Origin of the sequence: Burkholderia sp. IMCC1007 (assembly GCF_027257875.1) — a bacterium.
Taxonomy (GTDB): Bacteria; Pseudomonadota; Gammaproteobacteria; order Burkholderiales; family Burkholderiaceae; genus Burkholderia.
The window spans coordinates 35,272-54,570 of sequence record NZ_JAPVQY010000007.1 but is presented as its reverse complement, the minus strand read 5'-3'; the positions used below and the strand labels follow the sequence as shown (position 1 = coordinate 54,570).

17 protein-coding genes and 1 pseudogene are annotated in these 19,299 nt (G+C 66.5%); 6 read left to right on the top strand and 12 right to left on the bottom strand.

What is annotated here, in order from left to right; genetic code table 11:
* Nucleotides 1–65 precede the first annotated feature (65 nt).
* From O1Q03_RS09185 to O1Q03_RS09145, 10 genes and pseudogenes are all read right to left on the bottom strand, one after another.
* Nucleotides 66–500: a hypothetical protein gene (locus O1Q03_RS09185; RefSeq protein ID WP_269502935.1), complete on the bottom strand. Its 435-nt coding sequence runs from the start codon at nt 498–500 to the stop codon at nt 66–68.
* Between the two features lie 49 nt (nt 501–549).
* Nucleotides 550–1,353 (bottom strand): EAL domain-containing protein, encoded by an 804-nt coding sequence (locus O1Q03_RS09180; protein ID WP_269502934.1) that lies wholly within the window; start codon nt 1,351–1,353, stop codon nt 550–552.
* A 753-nt stretch (nt 1,354–2,106) separates the two neighbouring features.
* On the bottom strand, nt 2,107–4,221 hold the full coding sequence (locus tag O1Q03_RS09175; RefSeq protein ID WP_269502933.1) for a phosphocholine-specific phospholipase C: 2,115 nt from the start codon (nt 4,219–4,221) through the stop codon (nt 2,107–2,109).
* A gap of 42 nt (nt 4,222–4,263) precedes the next feature.
* Nucleotides 4,264–4,467, bottom strand: coding sequence for a hypothetical protein (locus O1Q03_RS09170; RefSeq protein ID WP_269502932.1), 204 nt, complete (start codon nt 4,465–4,467; stop codon nt 4,264–4,266).
* Between the two features lie 338 nt (nt 4,468–4,805).
* Complete coding sequence (locus O1Q03_RS40150) at nt 4,806–5,123, bottom strand: DUF1493 family protein (RefSeq protein WP_442865776.1); 318 nt, start codon at nt 5,121–5,123, stop codon at nt 4,806–4,808.
* Between the two features lie 20 nt (nt 5,124–5,143).
* Nucleotides 5,144–5,275: pseudogene (locus O1Q03_RS40145) on the bottom strand (STM2901 family protein); the annotation flags it as partial.
* A 98-nt stretch (nt 5,276–5,373) separates the two neighbouring features.
* The gene (locus tag O1Q03_RS09160) at nt 5,374–7,374 is read right to left on the bottom strand and encodes an acetyl/propionyl/methylcrotonyl-CoA carboxylase subunit alpha (RefSeq protein WP_269502930.1); all 2,001 of its coding nucleotides are present in this window, start codon (nt 7,372–7,374) and stop codon (nt 5,374–5,376) included.
* A 36-nt stretch (nt 7,375–7,410) separates the two neighbouring features.
* Nucleotides 7,411–8,196 (bottom strand): enoyl-CoA hydratase/isomerase family protein, encoded by a 786-nt coding sequence (locus O1Q03_RS09155; protein WP_269502929.1) that lies wholly within the window; start codon nt 8,194–8,196, stop codon nt 7,411–7,413.
* 19 nt (nt 8,197–8,215) lie between these two features.
* Nucleotides 8,216–9,823 (bottom strand): carboxyl transferase domain-containing protein, encoded by a 1,608-nt coding sequence (locus O1Q03_RS09150; protein WP_269502928.1) that lies wholly within the window; start codon nt 9,821–9,823, stop codon nt 8,216–8,218.
* 31 nt (nt 9,824–9,854) lie between these two features.
* Complete coding sequence (locus tag O1Q03_RS09145) at nt 9,855–11,036, bottom strand: isovaleryl-CoA dehydrogenase (RefSeq protein ID WP_039339638.1); 1,182 nt, start codon at nt 11,034–11,036, stop codon at nt 9,855–9,857.
* Nucleotides 11,037–11,208: 172 nt separating this feature from the next.
* On the opposite strand from O1Q03_RS09145, the gene O1Q03_RS09140 reads away from it, so the two are divergent.
* The gene (locus O1Q03_RS09140) at nt 11,209–11,955 is read left to right on the top strand and encodes a TetR/AcrR family transcriptional regulator (RefSeq protein WP_269502925.1); all 747 of its coding nucleotides are present in this window, start codon (nt 11,209–11,211) and stop codon (nt 11,953–11,955) included.
* A gap of 95 nt (nt 11,956–12,050) precedes the next feature.
* Here O1Q03_RS09140 and O1Q03_RS09135 read toward each other — a convergent pair whose 3' ends face one another.
* Complete coding sequence (locus O1Q03_RS09135) at nt 12,051–12,539, bottom strand: MarR family winged helix-turn-helix transcriptional regulator (protein ID WP_269502924.1); 489 nt, start codon at nt 12,537–12,539, stop codon at nt 12,051–12,053.
* 191 nt (nt 12,540–12,730) lie between these two features.
* Here O1Q03_RS09135 and O1Q03_RS09130 point away from each other — a divergent pair, with 191 nt between their 5' ends.
* From O1Q03_RS09130 to O1Q03_RS09110, 5 genes are all read left to right on the top strand, one after another.
* Nucleotides 12,731–13,810 (top strand): aromatic ring-hydroxylating dioxygenase subunit alpha, encoded by a 1,080-nt coding sequence (locus O1Q03_RS09130; RefSeq protein WP_269502923.1) that lies wholly within the window; start codon nt 12,731–12,733, stop codon nt 13,808–13,810.
* Nucleotides 13,807–14,772 carry a PDR/VanB family oxidoreductase gene (locus O1Q03_RS09125; protein WP_269502922.1) on the top strand — a complete coding sequence of 322 codons (966 nt, stop codon included), beginning with the start codon at nt 13,807–13,809 and terminating at the stop codon, nt 14,770–14,772. Before O1Q03_RS09130 ends, O1Q03_RS09125 begins: the two co-directional genes overlap by 4 nt.
* A gap of 48 nt (nt 14,773–14,820) precedes the next feature.
* A complete protein-coding gene (locus O1Q03_RS09120) occupies nt 14,821–15,882 on the top strand; it encodes an aromatic ring-hydroxylating dioxygenase subunit alpha (RefSeq protein ID WP_269502920.1) in 1,062 nt (353 codons plus the stop codon).
* Between the two features lie 155 nt (nt 15,883–16,037).
* Nucleotides 16,038–17,381 carry an MFS transporter gene (locus O1Q03_RS09115; protein WP_269502919.1) on the top strand — a complete coding sequence of 448 codons (1,344 nt, stop codon included), beginning with the start codon at nt 16,038–16,040 and terminating at the stop codon, nt 17,379–17,381.
* Nucleotides 17,382–17,498: 117 nt separating this feature from the next.
* A complete protein-coding gene (locus O1Q03_RS09110; RefSeq protein WP_269502918.1) occupies nt 17,499–18,596 on the top strand; it encodes a porin in 1,098 nt (365 codons plus the stop codon).
* A 20-nt stretch (nt 18,597–18,616) separates the two neighbouring features.
* On the opposite strand, the gene O1Q03_RS09105 is transcribed toward O1Q03_RS09110, so the two are convergent.
* Entirely contained in the window at nt 18,617–19,063 is a 447-nt protein-coding gene (locus tag O1Q03_RS09105) for a hypothetical protein (RefSeq protein ID WP_269502917.1), read from the bottom strand.
* Between the last annotated feature and the right edge of the window lie 236 nt (nt 19,064–19,299).

The window sequence follows — 19,299 nt, the reverse complement described above, 5'->3', positions numbered from 1 at the left end:
ACCGACGGAGCGTTGCGGGGTGAGCCTGCTATCGGAGTGAGCCGGTTATCAGCGTGAGCCGGACATCACGCGCGCAGCGGTGCGCCAGGCCGGCACGGGCCGCCGTGGTGCGCGGCGAACGCCAGGCCATGCCGGCGGCCGACTCGCGCAAGCGCCGCGAAACAGCGGTTCGCCTGGCGGCTGACGCGGCCGGCGTGGCGCGCCACGCTGCCCGACACGCCGCGCGCGATCGCCGAATCGTCGCCGCACGCGCCCGCGATCACGCCGGCGTAATAGTGCCGCGCCGCGAGTTCGCGGCGCTCGGCGTCGAGCGGCTTCATCCGCTGAATACGATGCGCAACGGCGTTCAGGCCGTCGAGCAACGGCGCGACGTCGAACCGCGCATCGGCTGCGTCCGCACCGAGCTGCCGCAGCATGTCGGCGAGTTCGGCGATCGCGACGAGCGCGCGCCCGTCGGCCGCCTGCGGGCCCGCTCCAGGCCGGGCTTTCAAGTGCGCCATGCCCGCCCCTCCGCGATCCAGGATGGCCCGATACCGGTGCGCCGCGACGTCATGCGACGGCCGGCGAGCGCCATGAAAACCGGACGCCCTGCGCCCACGCGACGCCGGAATCCAGGATGATCTGCCGGTCAGCCTCGGTCTCCACGCCTTCGACGACGACGTGCCGCGCGCTCTCGTGCGCAAACGCGATCAGCCGGCGAAACTGGTAGCGCCCGATCGTGTTGCGCTTGATCAGCGACAGCACCGATCGGTCGAGCTTCACGATATCGGGATTGCCGATCACCACGCTGTTCAGCGCGCTGAAGCCGACGCCGAAATCGTCGATGGCGACGCGGCATCCGGCCCGCCTGAACCGATTCACGAACGAGCGGCCCGTGACGGGGTCCAGCGGCCCCGTCTCGGTGATTTCGACGACGAGCCGCGCCGCGAGCGACGGCTCGCGCTCGAGCCGCCTGATGACGGCCAGCCACGCGTCGTCGACGACGGCGCTCGCCGCCGCGATATTGCAGCCGTACACGGCTTTCGGATCGGCGTGCAACGCGTCGATGATCCGGTCGACCACGAGCCGGTCGAACCAGCGCATCAGCCCGAGCGATTCGAGACGTGGCAGGAATGCGAGCGGCGGCAGCGTATTGCGCGCGCCCGACCGCAACCGCGCGAGGCATTCGTGATACAGCACGCCGCCCGACAGATCGGCCCGGCACACCGGCTCGCGCGCAAACCCGAGCCGGCTTTCGACGAAACTGCGTATCGACGCGAGGTCGGGGTGATCGTCAGCGGCACCGAATACGAGATCGATCTCGTCCCGATACGCTTCCCTGTTCGCCCCAGGGCGAGGTTCGACCGTGGTCATCCGGCGCTCCGGCAAATGTCGGGCCGCCGATGGCGGCCCGCGCTCAAGATACATGTGGAGCAAGCCGACAACGACATGTTCCACCGCCTACCCCGGCCCATCCTGTTGTTTCGATCTTTTCCGGGAGCGTACTTTTGATTTCGGCGCGCCGTCAAATCCGATATCGTCAACGAACTTCAAACAGGGAAAATACACCACACCGACACCCTGCCGACAGTGCGACAGGTTACACAAAACCGCCTGGAATTTCAGGCCGATTCAGCTTATTAATCGCCCCAAATGACGATCCGATTATTTATTCTCGACAGGCATTCAAAAAGCGAACGCATTTGATGTGACGAATAACCATCGATGACGCCGCCTTGGCAGTCGACATGGAGCCCACCAGACATGACTTTCAGCCACATTGCCCACGCAGTTCGATCGAGCCGAACTTTAATCGCGCCGTTTCAAACGATATTACCAATATCTAAAGAGAAATCAGCCTTAATTCCACCGACAATATCGGACAGAATTATATGACAGTTCGCCTCAGCAAGATATTTAACAGTACCTTCGACTTGTTAACCTATAAAATTATTTTCGGCGGCCTTCCCTCGGAGCCGTCAAATTCGTGCCTTTAAAAACCGTCGAATCCCCCGGTTCGACGGTTTCTTTTCAACCGCACCATTTCTTCAGAGCAGCAGCGCATCGGCGCCCTTTTGCACGTCGCTGTCTGGCCGGCTTCGACCGGCCGGCGCACGCCGGTTGCCGTCAGATCGCGTTGATCGTCGGCGCGACGGCGGCGGGATCGGTGATGCTGGTCTTGCCGGTTTCGACGTGCCCCGCGATGCGGCGCACCCAGCCCGCATTGCCTGCTACCGCGAACTGCAGGTCGTACCAGCGACTGCTGCACGACAGGTCCCAGTGCGCCTCGACGCGCTGTCCCGCCGGAACCGTCAGCGTGCGCGGCGCCCCGCCGTACGCGACGTCGGTCGCCGTGACCGTGAGCGCGCTGGCGCCGGCATTCGCGATCGTCACGTATACGTCGCCGTTGGCGACGTCGTAGCACGGCGTGATTTCCGGCTTCGCGGCGGCGTCTGCTGCCGCCGAGCCCGCGAAGCGCCGGAAATAGCCGTTGGGGCCCCACACGCTCACGACGTAGTTGCCGCTCGCGTCGAGCGCCCACGTATCGGTCAGCTGCTTGCCCGCTTCGACCGTATAGCGGCGCGGCATCGCGGTCGGATCGCCTGTATAGACCCAGAAGTGCGCGCCCTGCGTGCCGGTATTCGCAAACGTCAGCGCGTAGCCTTGCGCCTGGAGCTGGCCGGTGACGTGCAGCTCGTACGGCAGCGCGCGCGCCGGCCGCGTGCCCGGCTCCTGCGCCGGCACGACCTGCTGCGCGGTGCTGGCCGGCGCCGTCTGCGACGACGCGCGCGAACACTGCAGGTCGGCCTGCGCGACATACGACTGCGTGCTCGGCAGCGTCGGCAACGCGGTATCCGACTTCGAGAAGTCGAGCGCCGACGTGAGATCGCCGCAGATCGCGCGGCGCCACGGCGAGATGTTCGTTTCCATCACGCCGAAACGCTTCTCGATGAATTGCAGCACCGACGTGTGATCGAAGACCTGCGAGCAGACGAAGCCGCCCTTCGACCACGGCGACACGACGAACATCGGCACCCGCGGGCCGAGCCCGTACGGCAGGTTGTCGGCCGTATACGTGCCGGCTTGCGTCGCCGTCACGTGGTCGTGCCGCTCGAGCGACACGTCGACGGTGCTCATGCCGGAACCCGGCAGCGTCGGCGCCGACGGCGGCACGACGTGATCGAAGAAGCCGTCGTTCTCGTCGTACATGACGAGCAGGACGGTCTTGCTCCACACCTCGGGGTTGGACGTCAGCGCATCGAGGATCGTCGACAGGTAGTACGCGCCGTACAGCGGCGTGAACTTCGGATGCTCGGAATACGCGGCGGGCGGCAGCAGCCACGATACCTGCGGCAGCGCATTCGCCTGCACGTCGGCCTTCAGCTGCGTGATGGCTCGCGTGCTCATCCCGCGCGCCTGCAACGACGAACCGGCCGGCGCGTTCACGAAGTTGCTGAAGCACGCCAGCATGTTCGTGCCGTAGTTGCCGGTGAAGTTGTCGAACCCGGTGCCCTGCTGGTAGACCTGCCACGAGATGCCGGCCTTCTCCAGCCGCTCCGGGTAGGTCGTCCAGCTGAAGGGCGGCAACTGGATCTTGTCGAACTGGTTGTCGATGTAGTCGGTGTTGTCGAGCAGCGGGCCGCCGCCCGTGCCGAGCGGATCGACCATGCCCGTCATCAGGTACATCCGGTTCGGATGCGTGTTGCCCGGAATCGAGCAGAAGTAGTTGTCGCACACGGTGAATGCATCCGCGAGCGCGTAGTGGAACGGGATATCGTCGCGGACGTGGTAGCCCATCGTCATGTTGGACTTCTGCACCGCCCACTGATCCGCGCGGCCGTTGTCGATCGCGCCGTGCGTCGTCGCCCACGTATGCGGCAGCCCGCCGATGCACTGGGCGTTGACGCCCGGGTCGGTGGTGTCGTAGCGGAACGGCGCGATCACGCTCGCGTGGTCTTCCTGTCGCGGCTGGAACCAGACCGGCTTGCCGTTCGGCAGCGTGACCGGGAAGCGGTCGTTATAGCCGCGCACGCCGCTCAGGTGGCCGAGGTAGTGGTCGAACGAGCGGTTTTCCTGCATGAACACGACGATGTGCTCGACATCCCGGATCGTGCCCGTCACGGTATTCGGCTCGATCGCAAGCGCCTTGCGGATCGACTCGGGAAGCAGCGCGGTGGCGGCGGTCGCACCGGCGAGGCCGGCGGAGAACTTCAGAAAATCGCGTCGCGAATGGATGGCCATGCTGAGTGCTCGTGATTGGATTTCTGGTGGAATCGGCCGGTATCAGGATGCGGGCGACGAAGCGGGTGCGGTGAAGCCCGGCGGGCAGTGCAGTTGCGCGGTCGCGACCGTGCCGCCGCCGCATGCGGCCTTCTGCTGCGCGACTGGCGCAGGGGTGGCGGTCAGGTCGTCGTTGCAGGCGCTAAGGAGTGCGATCAGCGTGAGCACGCCGGCGACCGCCAAAGGCCGCAGGGCCGACTTTCGCATAACGGTTCTCCGTGGATGGGATGACGTGACGCGGACGCGAAGCCGCGTCGGTCATATCGACGCCGAGATGCTAAGTTTGACGTGTTACACGAGAGTGTCGCGCGACAGGGGCCGGCGTGCATGCAGATGCCCGCGTGGGTGTGGAAATGGCAGGTGCGCCGTCGATAGAAAGGCCGGGGCGGTCATCGGCGGCGGCGCGGGAGATTCGAAGGAGCCGGTGTGGCGCGTGGGGCGGCGCACAGCGGGAACAGCGCGCCGTTTCAGCGGACGGCGTGCCGGGGCACTGACATGGATGGCCCGCAACGAACCGGGCGATGCCTGGCCGGTTTTTCGAGTGGTTACATCGCCCACCGCCCGGTTTCAATCGCCGCCTCCATCATTTTGATGGTGAGCGGACGTTCCAGTATTTTGTCCCTGGCGTCGGCGCTGAATCGCGACCTGAATACCGCCATCAAGAATCGACCCAATCCCAGTTTCCGGGAAGGGTAATAATAATCAATATCGAAATCGGAAATATCAACACCAAACGTTTCCGAAAATCTCCGCATCAATCTCAACATGGCCCTGTCGGAAATTTCAAGATCGATGCAGAGATCCGTGTCCTCGGTAATCTCGAGCTCGCCCCATAGTGGCGAATCGGCCTCATCCCGCACCATCTCTATCAGACGACCGTCCATCAAAAGCGATCCTCCTGCTTGACGAAGCCATTGTACGCGAGCAGCAGGAGACGCTTGAATGACGTTACCGTTGGCAGAATTTTGTACTTGAGTTGATAGGGCAACACCTTTCTCGATACCCTGGAAGGCACAAAACTTCTGGCGCAGTGGTGTCCGGCACGCTTGGATAATACGGGGCACGATGGCCCGTGCGTGAGAGCCGGCAACGGCCCTCACGCGCATACAACGCTCAGCCTTCCGCCATCACCAGCAACTGCGCACCGTCCGCAACCTGATCGCCGACGCCGTACAGCACTTCCGCGACGACTCCCGCGCCCGGCGCGCCGATCGTGTGCTCCATCTTCATCGCTTCCATCACGATCAGCGGCGCGCCGGCGTCGACCTTCTGCCCCGGCTCGACCAGCACCGCGATGACCTTGCCGGGCATCGGCGCGGTCAGGCGGCCGCCGCCATGCTCGACATCGCCCGCGTGCGCCAGGTCGTTGCGCCATTCGAGCGTCTCGGCCATGCCCTGCGTGAACACGTGGAAACTGTCGCCGTCCGCATACACGCGGCCGCTGCTGCGCACGCCGCCGAGCGTCACGTCGAAGTCGACCGGCGTCGCGCCGCGCACCCACGCGAACGGTTGCGCGGCCGCATCGCCGACCGCGATGCCCGCGCCGTTGCCGTCGTCGTCGTAAGTCACCGTCACGTCGGCTTCGCGTTCGAGCGCATGCCAGTCGAGCGTGCGGCGATAGCCGCCGTTCAGCCGCCAGTCCGGCAGCGAACACCACGGCGACGCCCCCTCCCGCGCAGCCGCGTCGCGTTCGCGTGCGAGCAATGCCGCGCAGGCCAGCGCGAGCGTCGCGCGCGGCGGCTGTTGCGGCGCGAACAGCGCATCGTGATTGCGCTCGATCAGCCCCGTGTCGAGATCGGCGATCGCGAACGGCGCGCAAGTAACGATCCGCTGCAGGAACGCGGCATTGGTGTGCAGGCCGACCACTTCGCATGCGCGCAGCGCACGCAGCATCCGGCCCAGCGCTTCCTCGCGGTCCGCGCCGTGCACGATCAGCTTCGCGATCATCGGATCGTAGAACGGCGTGATCGCATCGCCTTCGCGCACGCCGCTGTCGACGCGCACCGGCGCGCCGATCGCGAACTCGACGCCTTGCGGCAGCCGCAGGTGCTTCAGCGTGCCCGTCGACGGCAGGAAGCCGCGCGCCGGGTTCTCCGCGTAAAGACGCGCTTCGATCGCATGACCCTGCACGCGCAACTCGTCCTGCTTCAGCGGCAGCGGCTCGCCCGCTGCGACGCGCAGTTGCCACTCGACGAGGTCGAGCCCCGTGACCATCTCGGTGACCGGATGCTCGACCTGCAGCCGCGTGTTCATCTCCATGAAGTAGAACGCTTCGCCCGTCATGATGAATTCGACGGTGCCCGCGCCGACGTAATTCACCGCGCGCGCGGCCGCGACGGCCGCTTCGCCCATCGCCTCGCGCACGTCCTCGTGCAGACCCGGCGCCGGCGCTTCCTCGAGCACCTTCTGGTGACGGCGCTGCACCGAGCAGTCGCGATCGAACAGATAGACGGTGTTGCCGTGCGTGTCGCCGAACACCTGCACTTCGACGTGACGCGGCCGCGTCAGGTATTTCTCGATCAGCACGCGGTCGTTGCCGAAGCTGCTCGCGGCCTCGCGCTGGCACGATGCGAGCGCCGCAAGGAAGTCCTCGGAGCGCTCGACCACGCGCATCCCCTTGCCGCCGCCGCCCGCGCTCGCCTTCAGCAGCACCGGGTAGCCGATCTCGTCGGCCTCGCGATGCAGGTTGGCCGCATCCTGGTCGTCGCCGTGATAGCCGGGCACGAGCGGCACCGCGGCCGCGTGCATCAGCGCCTTCGCGGCCGCCTTCGAGCCCATCGCCGCGATCGCGTCGACCGGCGGCCCGATGAACGTGATGCCGGCCGCTTCGCACGCGTGCGCGAAATCTTCGTTCTCCGACAGAAAGCCGTAGCCGGGGTGAATGGCCTGCGCGCCGGTGGCGCGCGCGGCCTCGATGATGCGCTCGATGCGCAGGTAGCTGTCCGCTGCCGCCGAGCCGCCGATATGCACGGCTTCGTCGCATGCGGCGACATGTTTCGCGTGCGCATCCGCGTCGGAATAGACGGCAACGCTCGCGATCCCGAGACGTTTGCAGGTCGCGGCGACGCGGCACGCGATTTCACCGCGGTTGGCGATCAGAATCTTGTCGAACATGGCTTCGGTATCGTCCGGAAAGTTATTGGCACGCCATCAGTCACGCCACGAAGGCGTGCGCTTTTCGAGGAACGATGCGATCCCTTCGCGCGCTTCCGCGCCTGCGCGGGTCCGCGCGATCCAGTCGGCGGTCTGCTCGATCAGCGTCGCGTCGAGCGGCCGGCCGGCCACGTCCGCGACGAGCCGCTTGCACGCCTTCACCGCGTCGGGGCCGTTCGCGACGAGCGCCGCGGCCAGCTTCGCGACCGTGTCGTCGAGCGCGTCGGCCGGCACCGCGTCGTGAATGAAGCCGAGCGCTGCGGCGCGTGTGCTGTCGAACACTTCGGCCGTCGTGAAGTAGCGGCGCGCGGCGCGTTCGCCCATCGCGCGCACGACGTACGGCGCGATCGTCGCGGGAATCAACCCGAGCCGCGCTTCGGACAGGCAGAACTTCGCGCCGTCGGCCGCGATCGCGATATCGGCCGCCGCGACGAGGCCCACGCCGCCCGCATACGCGTCGCCGTGCACGCGCGCGATCACCGGCTTGCCGCAGCGGTGGATCGCCTCGAGCATGCGCGCGAGCTTGCGCGCGTCGGCGCGGTTCTCGTCGTCCGAGTAACCGGCCATCTTCTTCATCCAGTTCAGGTCCGCCCCCGCGCAGAACGCCGGGCCTTCCGCGGCGAGCACGATCGCGCGCACGCCTTCGTGCGCGTCGAGCCACTCGAACGCGGTGGTCAGCTCGGCGATCGTCGTCTCGTTGAACGCGTTGCGCACGTCGGGGCGTGCGAGCGTGACGGTCGCCACGCGGCCGGCTTCGCTTACCTTGATCGTTTCGTATCGCATCGATGAGTCCTCCCGGCCGTTACATGCGGAACACGCCGAAGCGCGTGTCGTCGATCGGCGCGTTCATCGACGCGGCGAGGCCGAGCCCGAGCACGTCGCGCGTCTGCGCGGGGTCGATCACGCCGTCGTCCCACAGCCGCGCGCTCGCGTAGTACGGATGCCCCTGGCGCTCGTACTGGTCGCGGATCGGCTGCTTGAACGCATCTTCTTCCTCGGCCGACCACGCACCGCCCTTCGCCTCGATGCCGTCGCGACGCACGGTCGCGAGCACCGACGCGGCCTGCTCGCCGCCCATCACCGAGATCCGCGCGTTCGGCCACATCCACAGGAAGCGCGGACCGAACGCGCGGCCGCACATCCCGTAGTTGCCGGCGCCGAACGAGCCGCCGATGATCACCGTGAACTTCGGCACCTTCGCGTTCGACACGGCCGTCACCATCTTCGCGCCGTGACGCGCGATGCCTTCGTTCTCGTACTTGCGGCCGACCATGAAACCCGTGATGTTCTGCAGGAACACGAGCGGAATCTTGCGCTGGCAGCACAGCTCGATGAAATGCGCGCCCTTCACGGCCGATTCGGAGAACAGAATGCCGTTGTTCGCGATGATCCCGACCGGATGGCCCCAGATGTGCGCGAAGCCCGTGACGAGCGTCGTGCCGAAGCGCGCCTTGAATTCGTCGAATTCGGAATCGTCGACGATGCGCGCGATCACCTCGCGCACGTCGAACGGCTTGCGCGTATCGACGGGAATCACGCCGTACAGGCTCTTCGCGTCGTAGCGCGGCGGCTTCGGTTCGCGCAGCGCCACCGGCGATGCGATCTTCGGCGCGAGATGATCGACGATGTTGCGCGCGATCGACAGCGCATGCGCGTCGTTCTGCGCGAGATGGTCGACCACGCCCGACAGTCGCGTGTGCACGTCGCCGCCGCCGAGATCCTCCGCGCTCACTTCCTCGCCGGTCGCGGCCTTCACGAGCGGCGGGCCGCCGAGGAAAATCGTGCCCTGGTTCTTCACGATGATCGACTCGTCGCTCATCGCCGGCACATACGCGCCGCCGGCCGTGCACGAGCCCATCACGACGGCGATCTGCGCGATGCCGGCAGCCGACATCGTCGCCTGGTTGAAGAAGATGCGGCCGAAGTGATCGCGATCGGGAAACACGTCGTCCTGGTTCGGCAGGTTCGCGCCGCCCGAATCGACGAGGTACACGCACGGCAGCCGGTTTTCCGCGGCGATTTCCTGCGCGCGCACGTGCTTCTTCACGGTCATCGGGTAGTACGTGCCGCCTTTGACCGTCGCGTCGTTGCACACGATCATGCATTCGCGGCCCGCGATCCGGCCGATGCCGGTGATCACGCCCGCGCCCGGCGCGTCGTCGTTGTACATGCCGTTCGCCGCGAGCTGCGACAGCTCGAGGAACGGCGCACCGGGGTCGAGCAGTTGCGCGATCCGGTCGCGCGGCAGCAGCTTGCCGCGCGACAGGTGCTTGTCGCGCGCGGCCTGGCCGCCGCCTTGCGCGAGCTGTTCGATCTTCGCGCGCAGGTCGGCGACGACCGCCTCCAGCGCCGCGGCGTTCGCGCGGAATTCTTCCGAACGCGGATTCAGTTTCGATTCGATGATCGGCATCGACGGGGCTCCGTTCGCGTGACGTGGGGCGTTACATCGTTTCCGCGAACAGCTCGCGGCCGATCAGCATCCGGCGGATCTCGCTCGTGCCGGCGCCGATCTCGTACAGCTTCGCATCGCGCCACAGGCGGCCGACCGGGTATTCGTTGATGTAGCCGTTGCCGCCGAGGATCTGGATCGCCTCGCCGGCCATCCACGTCGCCTTTTCGGCCGTGTAGAGGATCACGCCCGCGCAGTCCTTGCGTACCTGGCGAATATGGTCGCTGCCCGCCGAGTCGAGATGGCGGCCGACCGCGTACAGATACGCGCGGCACGCCTGGAACGTGGTGTACATGTCGGCGACCTTGCCCTGGATCAGCTGGAATTCGCCGATCGCCTGGCCGAACTGCTTGCGGTCGTGGATATACGGCACGACCGCGTCGAGACACGCGGCCATGATGCCCGTCGGCCCACCCGACAGCACCGCACGCTCGTAGTCGAGGCCGCTCATCAGCACCTTCACGCCACCGTTGAGCTGGCCGAGGATGTTCTCTTCGGGCACTTCGACGTCCTGGAACACGAGCTCGCCCGTGTGCGACCCGCGCATGCCGAGCTTGTCGAGCTTCTGCGCGACCGAGAAGCCCTTCATCCCCTTCTCGACGATGAATGCGGTGATGCCGCGCGAATTCGCTTCGACGTCCGTCTTCGCGTAGACCACCAGCGTGTCGCAGTCGGGGCCGTTGGTGATCCACATCTTCGTGCCGTTCAGCACGTAGCGGTCGCCGCGCTTGTCCGCGCGCAGCTTCATGCTGACGACGTCGGAGCCGGCGTTCGGCTCGCTCATCGCGAGCGCGCCGATGTGTTCGCCCGACACGAGCTTCGGCAGGTATTTCTGTTTCTGCGCTTCGGTGCCGTTGCGGTGAATCTGGTTCACGCACAGGTTCGAGTGCGCGCCGTACGACAGGCCGATCGACGCCGATGCGCGCGAGATCTCCTCCATCGCGACCATGTGCGCGGTGTAGCCCATGTTCGCGCCGCCGTATTCCTCGGCGACGGTCATGCCGAGCACGCCGAGATCGCCGAACTTCTTCCACAGATCCATCGGGAACTGGTCGGTGCGGTCGACCTCCGCCGCGCGCGGCGTGATTTCCTTCGCCGCAAACGTCGCGACGGCGTCGCGCAGCATCTCGATGTCTTCACCGAGCATGAATTGCACGCCGGGCAGGTTGATCATGTCTCCTCCGTGTTCCAGAAAGTGGGTCGCACGCGCCGATTTCTGAGTTTCGCTCAAATCGGATCAATGCGTCGATTCATTAAGCCAATGCAGCGGAAATTTTGCACAGTTTCGCGCCTCGTCCGGTCGGCCGTCAATAGTTTTTTGAGTGATACTCAGATATCATCGCGGCATGACAGCCGCTACCGCCGACACCATGACCGCCACCGCCAAAGCCGACCGCGCCGACTCGTCGCGCGCCCCCGCCGGGCGCAAGTCCCAGCAGCGCGTGCAGGACATCCTCCGCGCCGGTCGGGAAGTGTTCGCCGAGAAGGGTTACGAGCATGCGACGGCCGCCGAGATCGCGCAGCGCGTCGGCGTGTCGGAGGCCACGGTGTTCAGCTATTTCCGCGGCAAGCGCGAGCTGTGCGCGCGCGTGATCGCGGATTGGTATGACGAAATCATTGCCGCGTTCGAACACGGGATGCCGCTCGAGGCGTCGGTGCAGCAGCAGTTCGCGTTCATCGTGCGCACGCACTTGCGGCTGATGCTGGTGAATGGCACGGGGCTGTGCGCGCTGGTGCTGTCGGAAGGACGTGCGAAGCAGCATGCGCTGAGCGACGAGCTCACCGCGCTGCAGCGCCGCTACACGGCGCCGCTGATGGACGTGCTCGCGCGCGGCCAGGCGGCCGGGCAGGTGCGCCGCGACATGCCGCTGAGCCTGCTGCGCTCGATGGTGTTCGGGCCGATCGAGCACGTGCTGTGGGATGCGATCCTCGGGCACCGCAAGCTCGATACGGAAACGACGGCCACGCAGCTGATCGACATGCTGTGGGCGGCCGTGCAGCCGCCCGCGCCCGAGCAGGCGGCGCTGGTGCGCTTCAGGAATGAAGTCGCGGAAGCGGTGCGGCGATTGGAAGGAGAAGCGCCGCGTGCGTGACGTGACACGTCACGCGTGACGCAGGCAGGGGCGCGCAGCACGCCCGCCGCCGCCGCGCCGCGGCTTCTGCGCCGTCGCGCGGGAATCAGGAACCGCTACGAATCCTCGCCGACCCGCAGCGGCGCGCGGCTCTGCTCGTTGTTCAGATGCACGAACTTGCGCAGCAGCCGCACCAGTTCCTGCGCATCGTCCTCGCCCATTCCGTCGAACAGCCCGGCCCGCAATTCCTTCACCGACGGAATCAGGTGCGTGAGCAGCTCGACGCCCGCCGGCGTCAACAGCAGCCGCCGCTGACGCCGCGGCAGCACTTCGCGCACGATCAATCCTTTCGCCTCGAGCCGCACCGCGAGATCCGCGGTGGTCGACGTATCGAGCGCAACCCGCTGCGCGAGCGTCACCTGGTCGAGCCCCGGACACTCGTAGAGCATCCGCAGGACCGCGTACTGCACCGGCGTCACGTCCCGGCCCAGCTTCTCGTAGAACATCGCAACCGCGATCTGGTGCGCGCGCCGGATCAGGTGCCCGGGTTCGTCGTACAGATCGAGCGGGAAAGCCGGCAGGTCGGCGGGATTCGTTTTTTCCATGAATGAGTCGATGACATAGGCCGCGCACGCCGGTTGCGTGCGCCGACGGCATGGCGCTGCCTCGCGCCATTTCCCGGGAAAACCAGTATACCGCCCGGCTTGCCCACGCCAATCTCGATGAGTACACTGAATCTCATTCAGTACACGGAATGAAGAGGCGCCGCAGCGCCAACCTCAAGGAGACGACGAACGTGTTTCTCAAGAACGCTTGGTATGTGGCGGCCACGCCCGACGAAATCGACGGCAAGCCGTTGGGCCGCAAGATCTGCAACGAATCGATGGTGTTGTATCGCGCGGCCGACGGCCAGGTGGCCGCGCTCGAGGACTTCTGCCCGCACCGCGGCGCGCCGCTGTCGCTCGGGTTCGTGCGCGACGGCGTGCTCGTGTGCGGCTATCACGGTCTCGAAATGGGCTGCAACGGCAAGACGGCCGGCATGCCGGGCCAGCGCGTCGGCGGGTTTCCGCCGATTCGCAGCTTTCCGGTGGTGGAACGATACGGATTCATCTGGGTGTGGCCCGGCGATGCGTCCGAAGCCGATCCCGCGAAGCTGCCCGCGCTGGCGTGGGCCGAGGATCCGGCCTGGGCGCACGGCGGCGGGCTGTATCACATCCGCTGCGACTACCGGCTGATGATCGACAACCTGATGGACCTCACGCACGAGACCTACGTGCATGCGTCGAGCATCGGCCAGAAGGAAATCGACGAAGCGCCGCCGAAGACGACCGCCAACGGCGACGAAGTCGTCACGAGCCGCTTCATGCAGAACGTGATGCCGCCGCCGTTCTGGCAGATGGCGCTGCGCGGCAACGGCCTCGCCGACGACGTGCCGGTCGATCGCTGGCAGATCTGTCGCTTCACGCCGCCGAGCCACGTGATGATCGAAGTCGGCGTCGCGCATGCGGGCCACGGCGGGTACGATGCGCCGGCGAACAGGAAAGCGTCGTCGATCGTGGTCGACTTCATCACGCCCGAGACCGACACGTCGATCTGGTACTTCTGGGGGATGGCGCGCAACTTCCGGCCCGACGATCCCGCGCTGACCGCCGAGATCCGCGAAGGCCAGGGCAAGATCTTCGCCGAGGATCTCGAGATGCTCGAGCGCCAGCAGCGCAATCTCGAGCATTGGCCCGATCGCACGCTGCTGAAGCTCAACATCGACGCCGGCGGCGTGCTGTCGCGCAAGGTGATCGACCGGCTGCTCGCCGCCGAACGCGCGTCGAGCCCGCAACGGCCCGTGATTCCGGTCACGCCGGTGAGGGAGGCATCATGAGCACCGCGACGTTGACCGTCCGGGTCGCCCGCAAGTGGCAGGAAGCGCGCGACATCTGCGGATTCGAATTCGTCAGCGAAGACGGTTCGCCGCTGCCGCGCTTCGATGCGGGCGCCCATATCGACGTGCACTTGCCGGGCGGGCTCGTGCGCCAGTACTCGCTGTGCAATCACCCCGAACACGGCGACCGCTATCAGATCGCGGTGCTGCGCGATGCCGACGGGCGCGGCGGCTCGCGCGCCATTCACGACGAAGTCCGGCAAGGCGATACCGTGAAGATCGGGATGCCGCGCAACCACTTCCCGCTCGCACCGAACGTGCCGCATCACCTGCTGCTCGCGGGCGGGATCGGCATCACGCCGATTCTGTGCATGGCGGAACGGCTGTTTTCGTCCGGCATCGCGTTCGACCTGCATTACTGCGCGCGCTCGACCGATCGCATGGCGTTCGTCGAACGGATCAACGCCGCCGGGTTCCGCGATCGCGCCCACTTCCACGTCGACGACGGCAACCCCGCGCAACGCTTCGACCTCGCCGCCGTGCTCGCCGCGGCGCCGGCTGGCACGCATCTGTACGTGTGCGGCCCGCGCGGCTTCATGGATGCGGTGCTGGCCGAAGCCCGCGCACGCAACTGGGCCGACGAGCGGCTGCACTACGAATTCTTCGGCGGCGCGGTCGAATCGTCCGACACCGATCGCGCGTTCCAGGTTCGCATCGCGAGCAGCGGCCAGGTGATCGACGTGCCTGCCGCATGCACCGTCGTCGCGGCACTGGCCGCAAACGGCGTCGACGTGCTGACGTCGTGCGAGCAAGGCGTATGCGGCACGTGCATGACGCGCGTGCTGCAAGGCGAGCCCGATCATCGCGATTCGTATCTGACCGACGAAGAAAAAGCGGCCGGCGACCAGTTCATGCCCTGCTGCTCGCGATCCAGAACCGACATGCTGGTACTCGACCTGTAGACAGGCCGCTCGACGCGCGGCGGCACAACACGATATTGGAGACGAACAATGGAACAACACGCCGGCTCACTCATCAACACTACTAAGTTTCCGGTCGACCGATGGTGGGTCGCGGCACTTTCATCCGAACTGACCGAAACACCCGTCGCGCGCACGCTGCTCGGCCGGCCGATCGTGCTGTTCCGGCTGCCGTCCGGCGCAATCGGCGCGCTGGAGGATCGCTGCTGCCACAAGTCGCTGCCGCTGTCGTGCGGCTCGCTCGAACCGCGCGGCCTGCGCTGCGGCTATCACGGGCTGCTGTTCAACCGCGACGGCGCCTGTGTCGAGATTCCCGGCCAGGACCGGATTCCTGCAAAGGCATGCGTGGCGTCGTATCCGGTGCAGGAGCAGGACGCCATCGTGTGGATCTGGATCGGCGCCGATCCGCACGCGCAACCCACCTGCGCGCCGCCGCGCTACCCGTTCCACACGGACCCGAACTATCGCTTCGGCGGCGGCCGCTACCACTACGACGCGCCGTATCAGCTCATTCACGACAACCTGATGGACCTGAGCCATCTCGGCTATGTGCATCTGAAAACGATCGGCGGCAACGCGCCGCTGCACATGGGCGCGGACACCCGCGTCAGTGGCGACGGCGACACGGTATCGCTGATCCGCCGGATGCCCGACTCCGAACCGCCGCCAACCTATACGGCCGCATGGCCGTTCGCCGGTCGCGTCGATCGCTGGCAGGAGATCGAATTCCACGTGTCGCATATCCGGATCTGGACGGGCGCGATGGACGCCGGCACCGGCGACCTGCTCGATCCGTCGCGCGGCGGCTTCCACATGCGCGGCTTTCACGGCATCACGCCCGAGACCGACGCGACCACGCACTACTTCTGGACCGTTGCGACCAATCCACAGCACGACGTCGAGCGTGTCGCGCAAACGGTCATCGAGCAATCGGCCGCGACGTTCGACGAGGACAAGACCGTGATCGAAGCGCAATACCGGAACCAGCTGCGGTTTCCAGGCGGCCGGCAGATCGACATCCATGTCGACGCGGGCCCGAATCGCGCGCGGCGCGTGATCGAGCGCCTTCTGCAGCAAACCGAACCCGCGTAAGCGTCGCGCCGGCGCGCGCATAACCGGCAACGGCCGCGGACAGCGTCCGGCATCGCGGCCGCCCATCCATCCTCAATCTTTCATCCGTTCGACACCGCCGGCTTCGATTCAACTCCGTTTAATTAGTCATACTATTTTAATAAAGGGTCTTTGACGTGAGTGCAAATATCCGCAATACGATTGACGTGTCCCCGATGAGTGCGTTCCAGACGATGGCGGTGACCGCCTGCGTCGTGCTGAACATGCTCGACGGTTTCGATGTGCTGGCCATCGCGTTTGCCGCGCCGCATCTGGCGGCCGAGTGGAAACTGAGCGGCAAGGAAATCGGCCTGCTGCTCAGTGCCGGCCTCGCCGGCATGGGCATCGGCTCGGTGCTGATCGCCCCGCTTGCCGACCGCGTCGGCCGCCGCAGGATCATCCTGCTCTGCCTCGTCCTGATCTCGACCGGAATGCTCGCGTGCGCCGCCACGCATAGCACGCTGCAGCTCGCCGTCGCGCGGGCGTACACGGGGCTCGGCATCGGCGGGATGCTCGCGAGCCTGACCGTCATCAGCGGCGAGTACGCATCGAACAAATGGCGCAGCGCCGCGATCGGCATGCAGTCGACCGGCTATGCGATCGGCGCCACCGCGGGCGGCGTCGTGGCCGGCTACCTGCTGTCGACATGGGGATGGCGCAGCGTGTTCGCGTTCGGCGGCATCCTCACCTTGGTGGCGATCCCGATGGTGCTCGCGCTGCTGCCGGAATCGCTCGACTTCCTGCTCGCGAAACGCCCGCACGACGCGCTGCGGAAAATCAACCGCATCCTCGCCAGGATGAAACGCGCACCGATCGACGTGCTGCCGGCCGTTGCATCGTCCAGCGACGCCGCAGCGCCCGCGTCGAGCTGGACGGCGGTGCTGCGCCCGCCGCTCACGCGCCGCGCGATCGCGCTGTGGATCGCGTTCTTTCTCGTGATGGGCAGCTTCTATTTCGTCGTGAGCTGGACACCGAAACTGCTGGTCCAGGCCGGACTGTCGGCATCGCAGGGCGTGACCGGCGGCGTGCTGCTCAATCTCGGCGGCATCGCGGGCGCGTCGCTGTTCAGCCTGCTGTCGACCCGCATCGGCCTGCGCAACCTGCTCGGCGCCTCGCTGCTGCTGGGCGGCGCACTGATGGTCGTGTTCGGCGCGAATACCGGTTCGCTCGGCATCGGGTTGACGGCCGGGGTATTTCTCGGCGCCGTCATCAACGCGTGCGTGGCCGGCATGTATGCGCTGTCGCCGACACCCTATCCCGCCGAAATCCGCACGACCGGCATCGGCCTCGCGGTCGGCATCGGCCGCCTCGGCGCGATCCTGTCGCCGATGACGGTCGGCGCGCTGCTGGACGACGGCTGGTCCGTGTCGCATCTGTATCTCGCGTTCCTCGTGCCGATGGCCGGTGCGGCGATCGCCGTCGCCGTGGCCGCCGGGCCCACCCGCGCGTTGCGCGCGCAACGCGATCCGGCCATGTCGTAACGCACGGCGGCCGTGGTCTCGCCGACACCCGTCGGCGCCCCGGCGTCACTCCGGCGTCACCGGGTGGCACGATAAAAAATCGATAAGCATGTCTACATACACTGTTTGGAGACGGCAATGAAAAAGAAACTGGGCGTCGCATGCTCGACGGCGCTGACGCTGGCCCTGGCCGGCCCTGCTTGCGCACAAAGCAGCGTCACGCTGTACGGGATCATCGACACCGGCGTGTCCTACTACAACAACGCCGCACACGGCGGGTCGTTCACCGGGATGCCGACGCTGACCGGCGAAGTGCCGTCACGCTGGGGCGTGAAAGGCACGGAGGATCTCGGCGGCGGCTACCAGGCCTTCTTCGTGCTCGAGAACGGCTTCCAGCCCGGCAGCGGCGCGCTGAACTACGGCGGGCGTCTGTTCGGGCGGCAGGCGAATGTGGGCGTGAACAGCCCGTTCGGCGCGCTGACCCTCGGCCGCCAGATGAACATGTCGATGATCGTGCTGACCAACGCCGACGTGATCGGCCCGTCGCTTCATTCGATGGCGGATTTCGACTCGTACCTGCCGAATGCGCGCAGCGACAATGCGATCGGCTACAAGGGCACGTTCCACGGCTTGACGCTCGGCGCGACGTACAGCTTCGGCCGCGACGCGGCGGGGCCGGCAGGACCGTCGGCCACGGGTTGCGCGGGCCAGGTGGCGGGCGACTTCGTCGCGTGCCGCCAATACACGGCGATGATCGCGTACGACGCGAGCAATTTCGGGCTCGCCGCGTCGCACGACGTGATGCGCGGCGGTAGCGGTGCGCTCGCGCCGCTGAACAATCCGGCCTACACCGACACGCGCGACATCGTCGCCGGCTACGTGAAGATCGGCCCCGCGAAACTGGGCGCCGGGTGGATCCGCCGCAACCTCGCCGCGGCCGAACACCTGCAGGCCGACATCATGTTCGCCGGCGGCACGTATTACGCGACGCCGTACCTCGCGCTCGACCTTCAGGGCGTGCGCTACCTGCAGCGCCGCGAGAACAGCGAAGGCTCGAACGGCACGCTGCTCGTCGGCCGCGCGAACTACTTCCTGTCGAAGCGGACGACCGTCTATACGTCGGTGGGCTACATGTTCAACAGCAAGCTGGCTGCGAACGCGGTCGCCGCCGGCGGGACGGTCGGCACCGGGATGAACCAGCTCGGCGTGATGGCCGGCATCCAGCAGAAGTTCTGAGCGCCGGCCACGGCGCTACGTCAATCGGCGAGCCGGCAATGCACGAGCTTCAACGCCGGCAGCACCGGCGCGTCGATATAGCCGTCGTTCAAGCAACTGAAGCGGAAATTCGCGGATGCCGTGAACGGCTTGATCTCGCCGCCGGGGAATTTCGGCTTCAGCGCCTCCTGGTCGGTCACGTCGAAGTCCGTGTCGAACAGCGCGCCGTCGGTCGCCACCGCACCGAAGTACGTGCCGCCCGGGTCGCTGCCCATCCGGATCAGCGCGCCGACGAATGCGAGGCGCTTGCCGTCGTATTTCGTCTTCGCGGTGTTCATGTCCCGCGTGTAGGCCTCGATCACGGACGCGTAGTGCGCATCGATCGCGGGCTCGGCCGCCGGCGCGGCATGAACGCGCTGCTGAACCCCGGCCAGCATCGCACATGCCGCGAGCGCGGCCGCCGCAAACGGCGCGGAAATCTTTTTCATGGGGTGGTCTCCCGTCAAAACGTGGTGGTTGAAGTGATTGAAGGCGACGCTGCGCCGGCTGCCCGACGCAGCGCGACATGCACGCGCGACGCGTGGCTTTATTCGTTCGAATCGTGGAATACGGCTGCGATCACTTCACCACCCGCATGGTCGGCTGCGGTGCGCGGCGTCGCGCTGCACGCGACGGGACAGGTAGATGACATGGTGCGGCCCCCGGCTCTCATTGAATTTCACTG

What these genes read in the sequence shown, in the direction of transcription:
- O1Q03_RS09110 (WP_269502918.1), top strand. Translation starts at nt 17,499, where the DNA reads ATGAAAAAGAAACTGGGCGTCGCATGCTCGACGGCGCTGACGCTGGCC.
- O1Q03_RS09105 (WP_269502917.1), bottom strand. Translation starts at nt 19,063, where the DNA reads ATGAAAAAGATTTCCGCGCCGTTTGCGGCGGCCGCGCTCGCGGCATGT.
- O1Q03_RS09125 (WP_269502922.1), top strand. Translation starts at nt 13,807, where the DNA reads ATGAGCACCGCGACGTTGACCGTCCGGGTCGCCCGCAAGTGGCAGGAA.
- O1Q03_RS40150 (WP_442865776.1), bottom strand. Translation starts at nt 5,123, where the DNA reads ATGGTGCGGGATGAGGCCGATTCGCCACTATGGGGCGAGCTCGAGATT.
- O1Q03_RS09175 (WP_269502933.1), bottom strand. Translation starts at nt 4,221, where the DNA reads ATGGCCATCCATTCGCGACGCGATTTTCTGAAGTTCTCCGCCGGCCTC.
- O1Q03_RS09120 (WP_269502920.1), top strand. Translation starts at nt 14,821, where the DNA reads ATGGAACAACACGCCGGCTCACTCATCAACACTACTAAGTTTCCGGTC.
- O1Q03_RS09150 (WP_269502928.1), bottom strand. Translation starts at nt 9,823, where the DNA reads ATGCCGATCATCGAATCGAAACTGAATCCGCGTTCGGAAGAATTCCGC.
- O1Q03_RS09155 (WP_269502929.1), bottom strand. Translation starts at nt 8,196, where the DNA reads ATGCGATACGAAACGATCAAGGTAAGCGAAGCCGGCCGCGTGGCGACC.
- O1Q03_RS09160 (WP_269502930.1), bottom strand. Translation starts at nt 7,374, where the DNA reads ATGTTCGACAAGATTCTGATCGCCAACCGCGGTGAAATCGCGTGCCGC.
- O1Q03_RS09140 (WP_269502925.1), top strand. Translation starts at nt 11,209, where the DNA reads ATGACAGCCGCTACCGCCGACACCATGACCGCCACCGCCAAAGCCGAC.
- O1Q03_RS09170 (WP_269502932.1), bottom strand. Translation starts at nt 4,467, where the DNA reads ATGCGAAAGTCGGCCCTGCGGCCTTTGGCGGTCGCCGGCGTGCTCACG.
- O1Q03_RS09180 (WP_269502934.1), bottom strand. Translation starts at nt 1,353, where the DNA reads ATGACCACGGTCGAACCTCGCCCTGGGGCGAACAGGGAAGCGTATCGG.
- O1Q03_RS09185 (WP_269502935.1), bottom strand. Translation starts at nt 500, where the DNA reads ATGGCGCACTTGAAAGCCCGGCCTGGAGCGGGCCCGCAGGCGGCCGAC.
- O1Q03_RS09135 (WP_269502924.1), bottom strand. Translation starts at nt 12,539, where the DNA reads ATGGAAAAAACGAATCCCGCCGACCTGCCGGCTTTCCCGCTCGATCTG.
- O1Q03_RS09145 (WP_039339638.1), bottom strand. Translation starts at nt 11,036, where the DNA reads ATGATCAACCTGCCCGGCGTGCAATTCATGCTCGGTGAAGACATCGAG.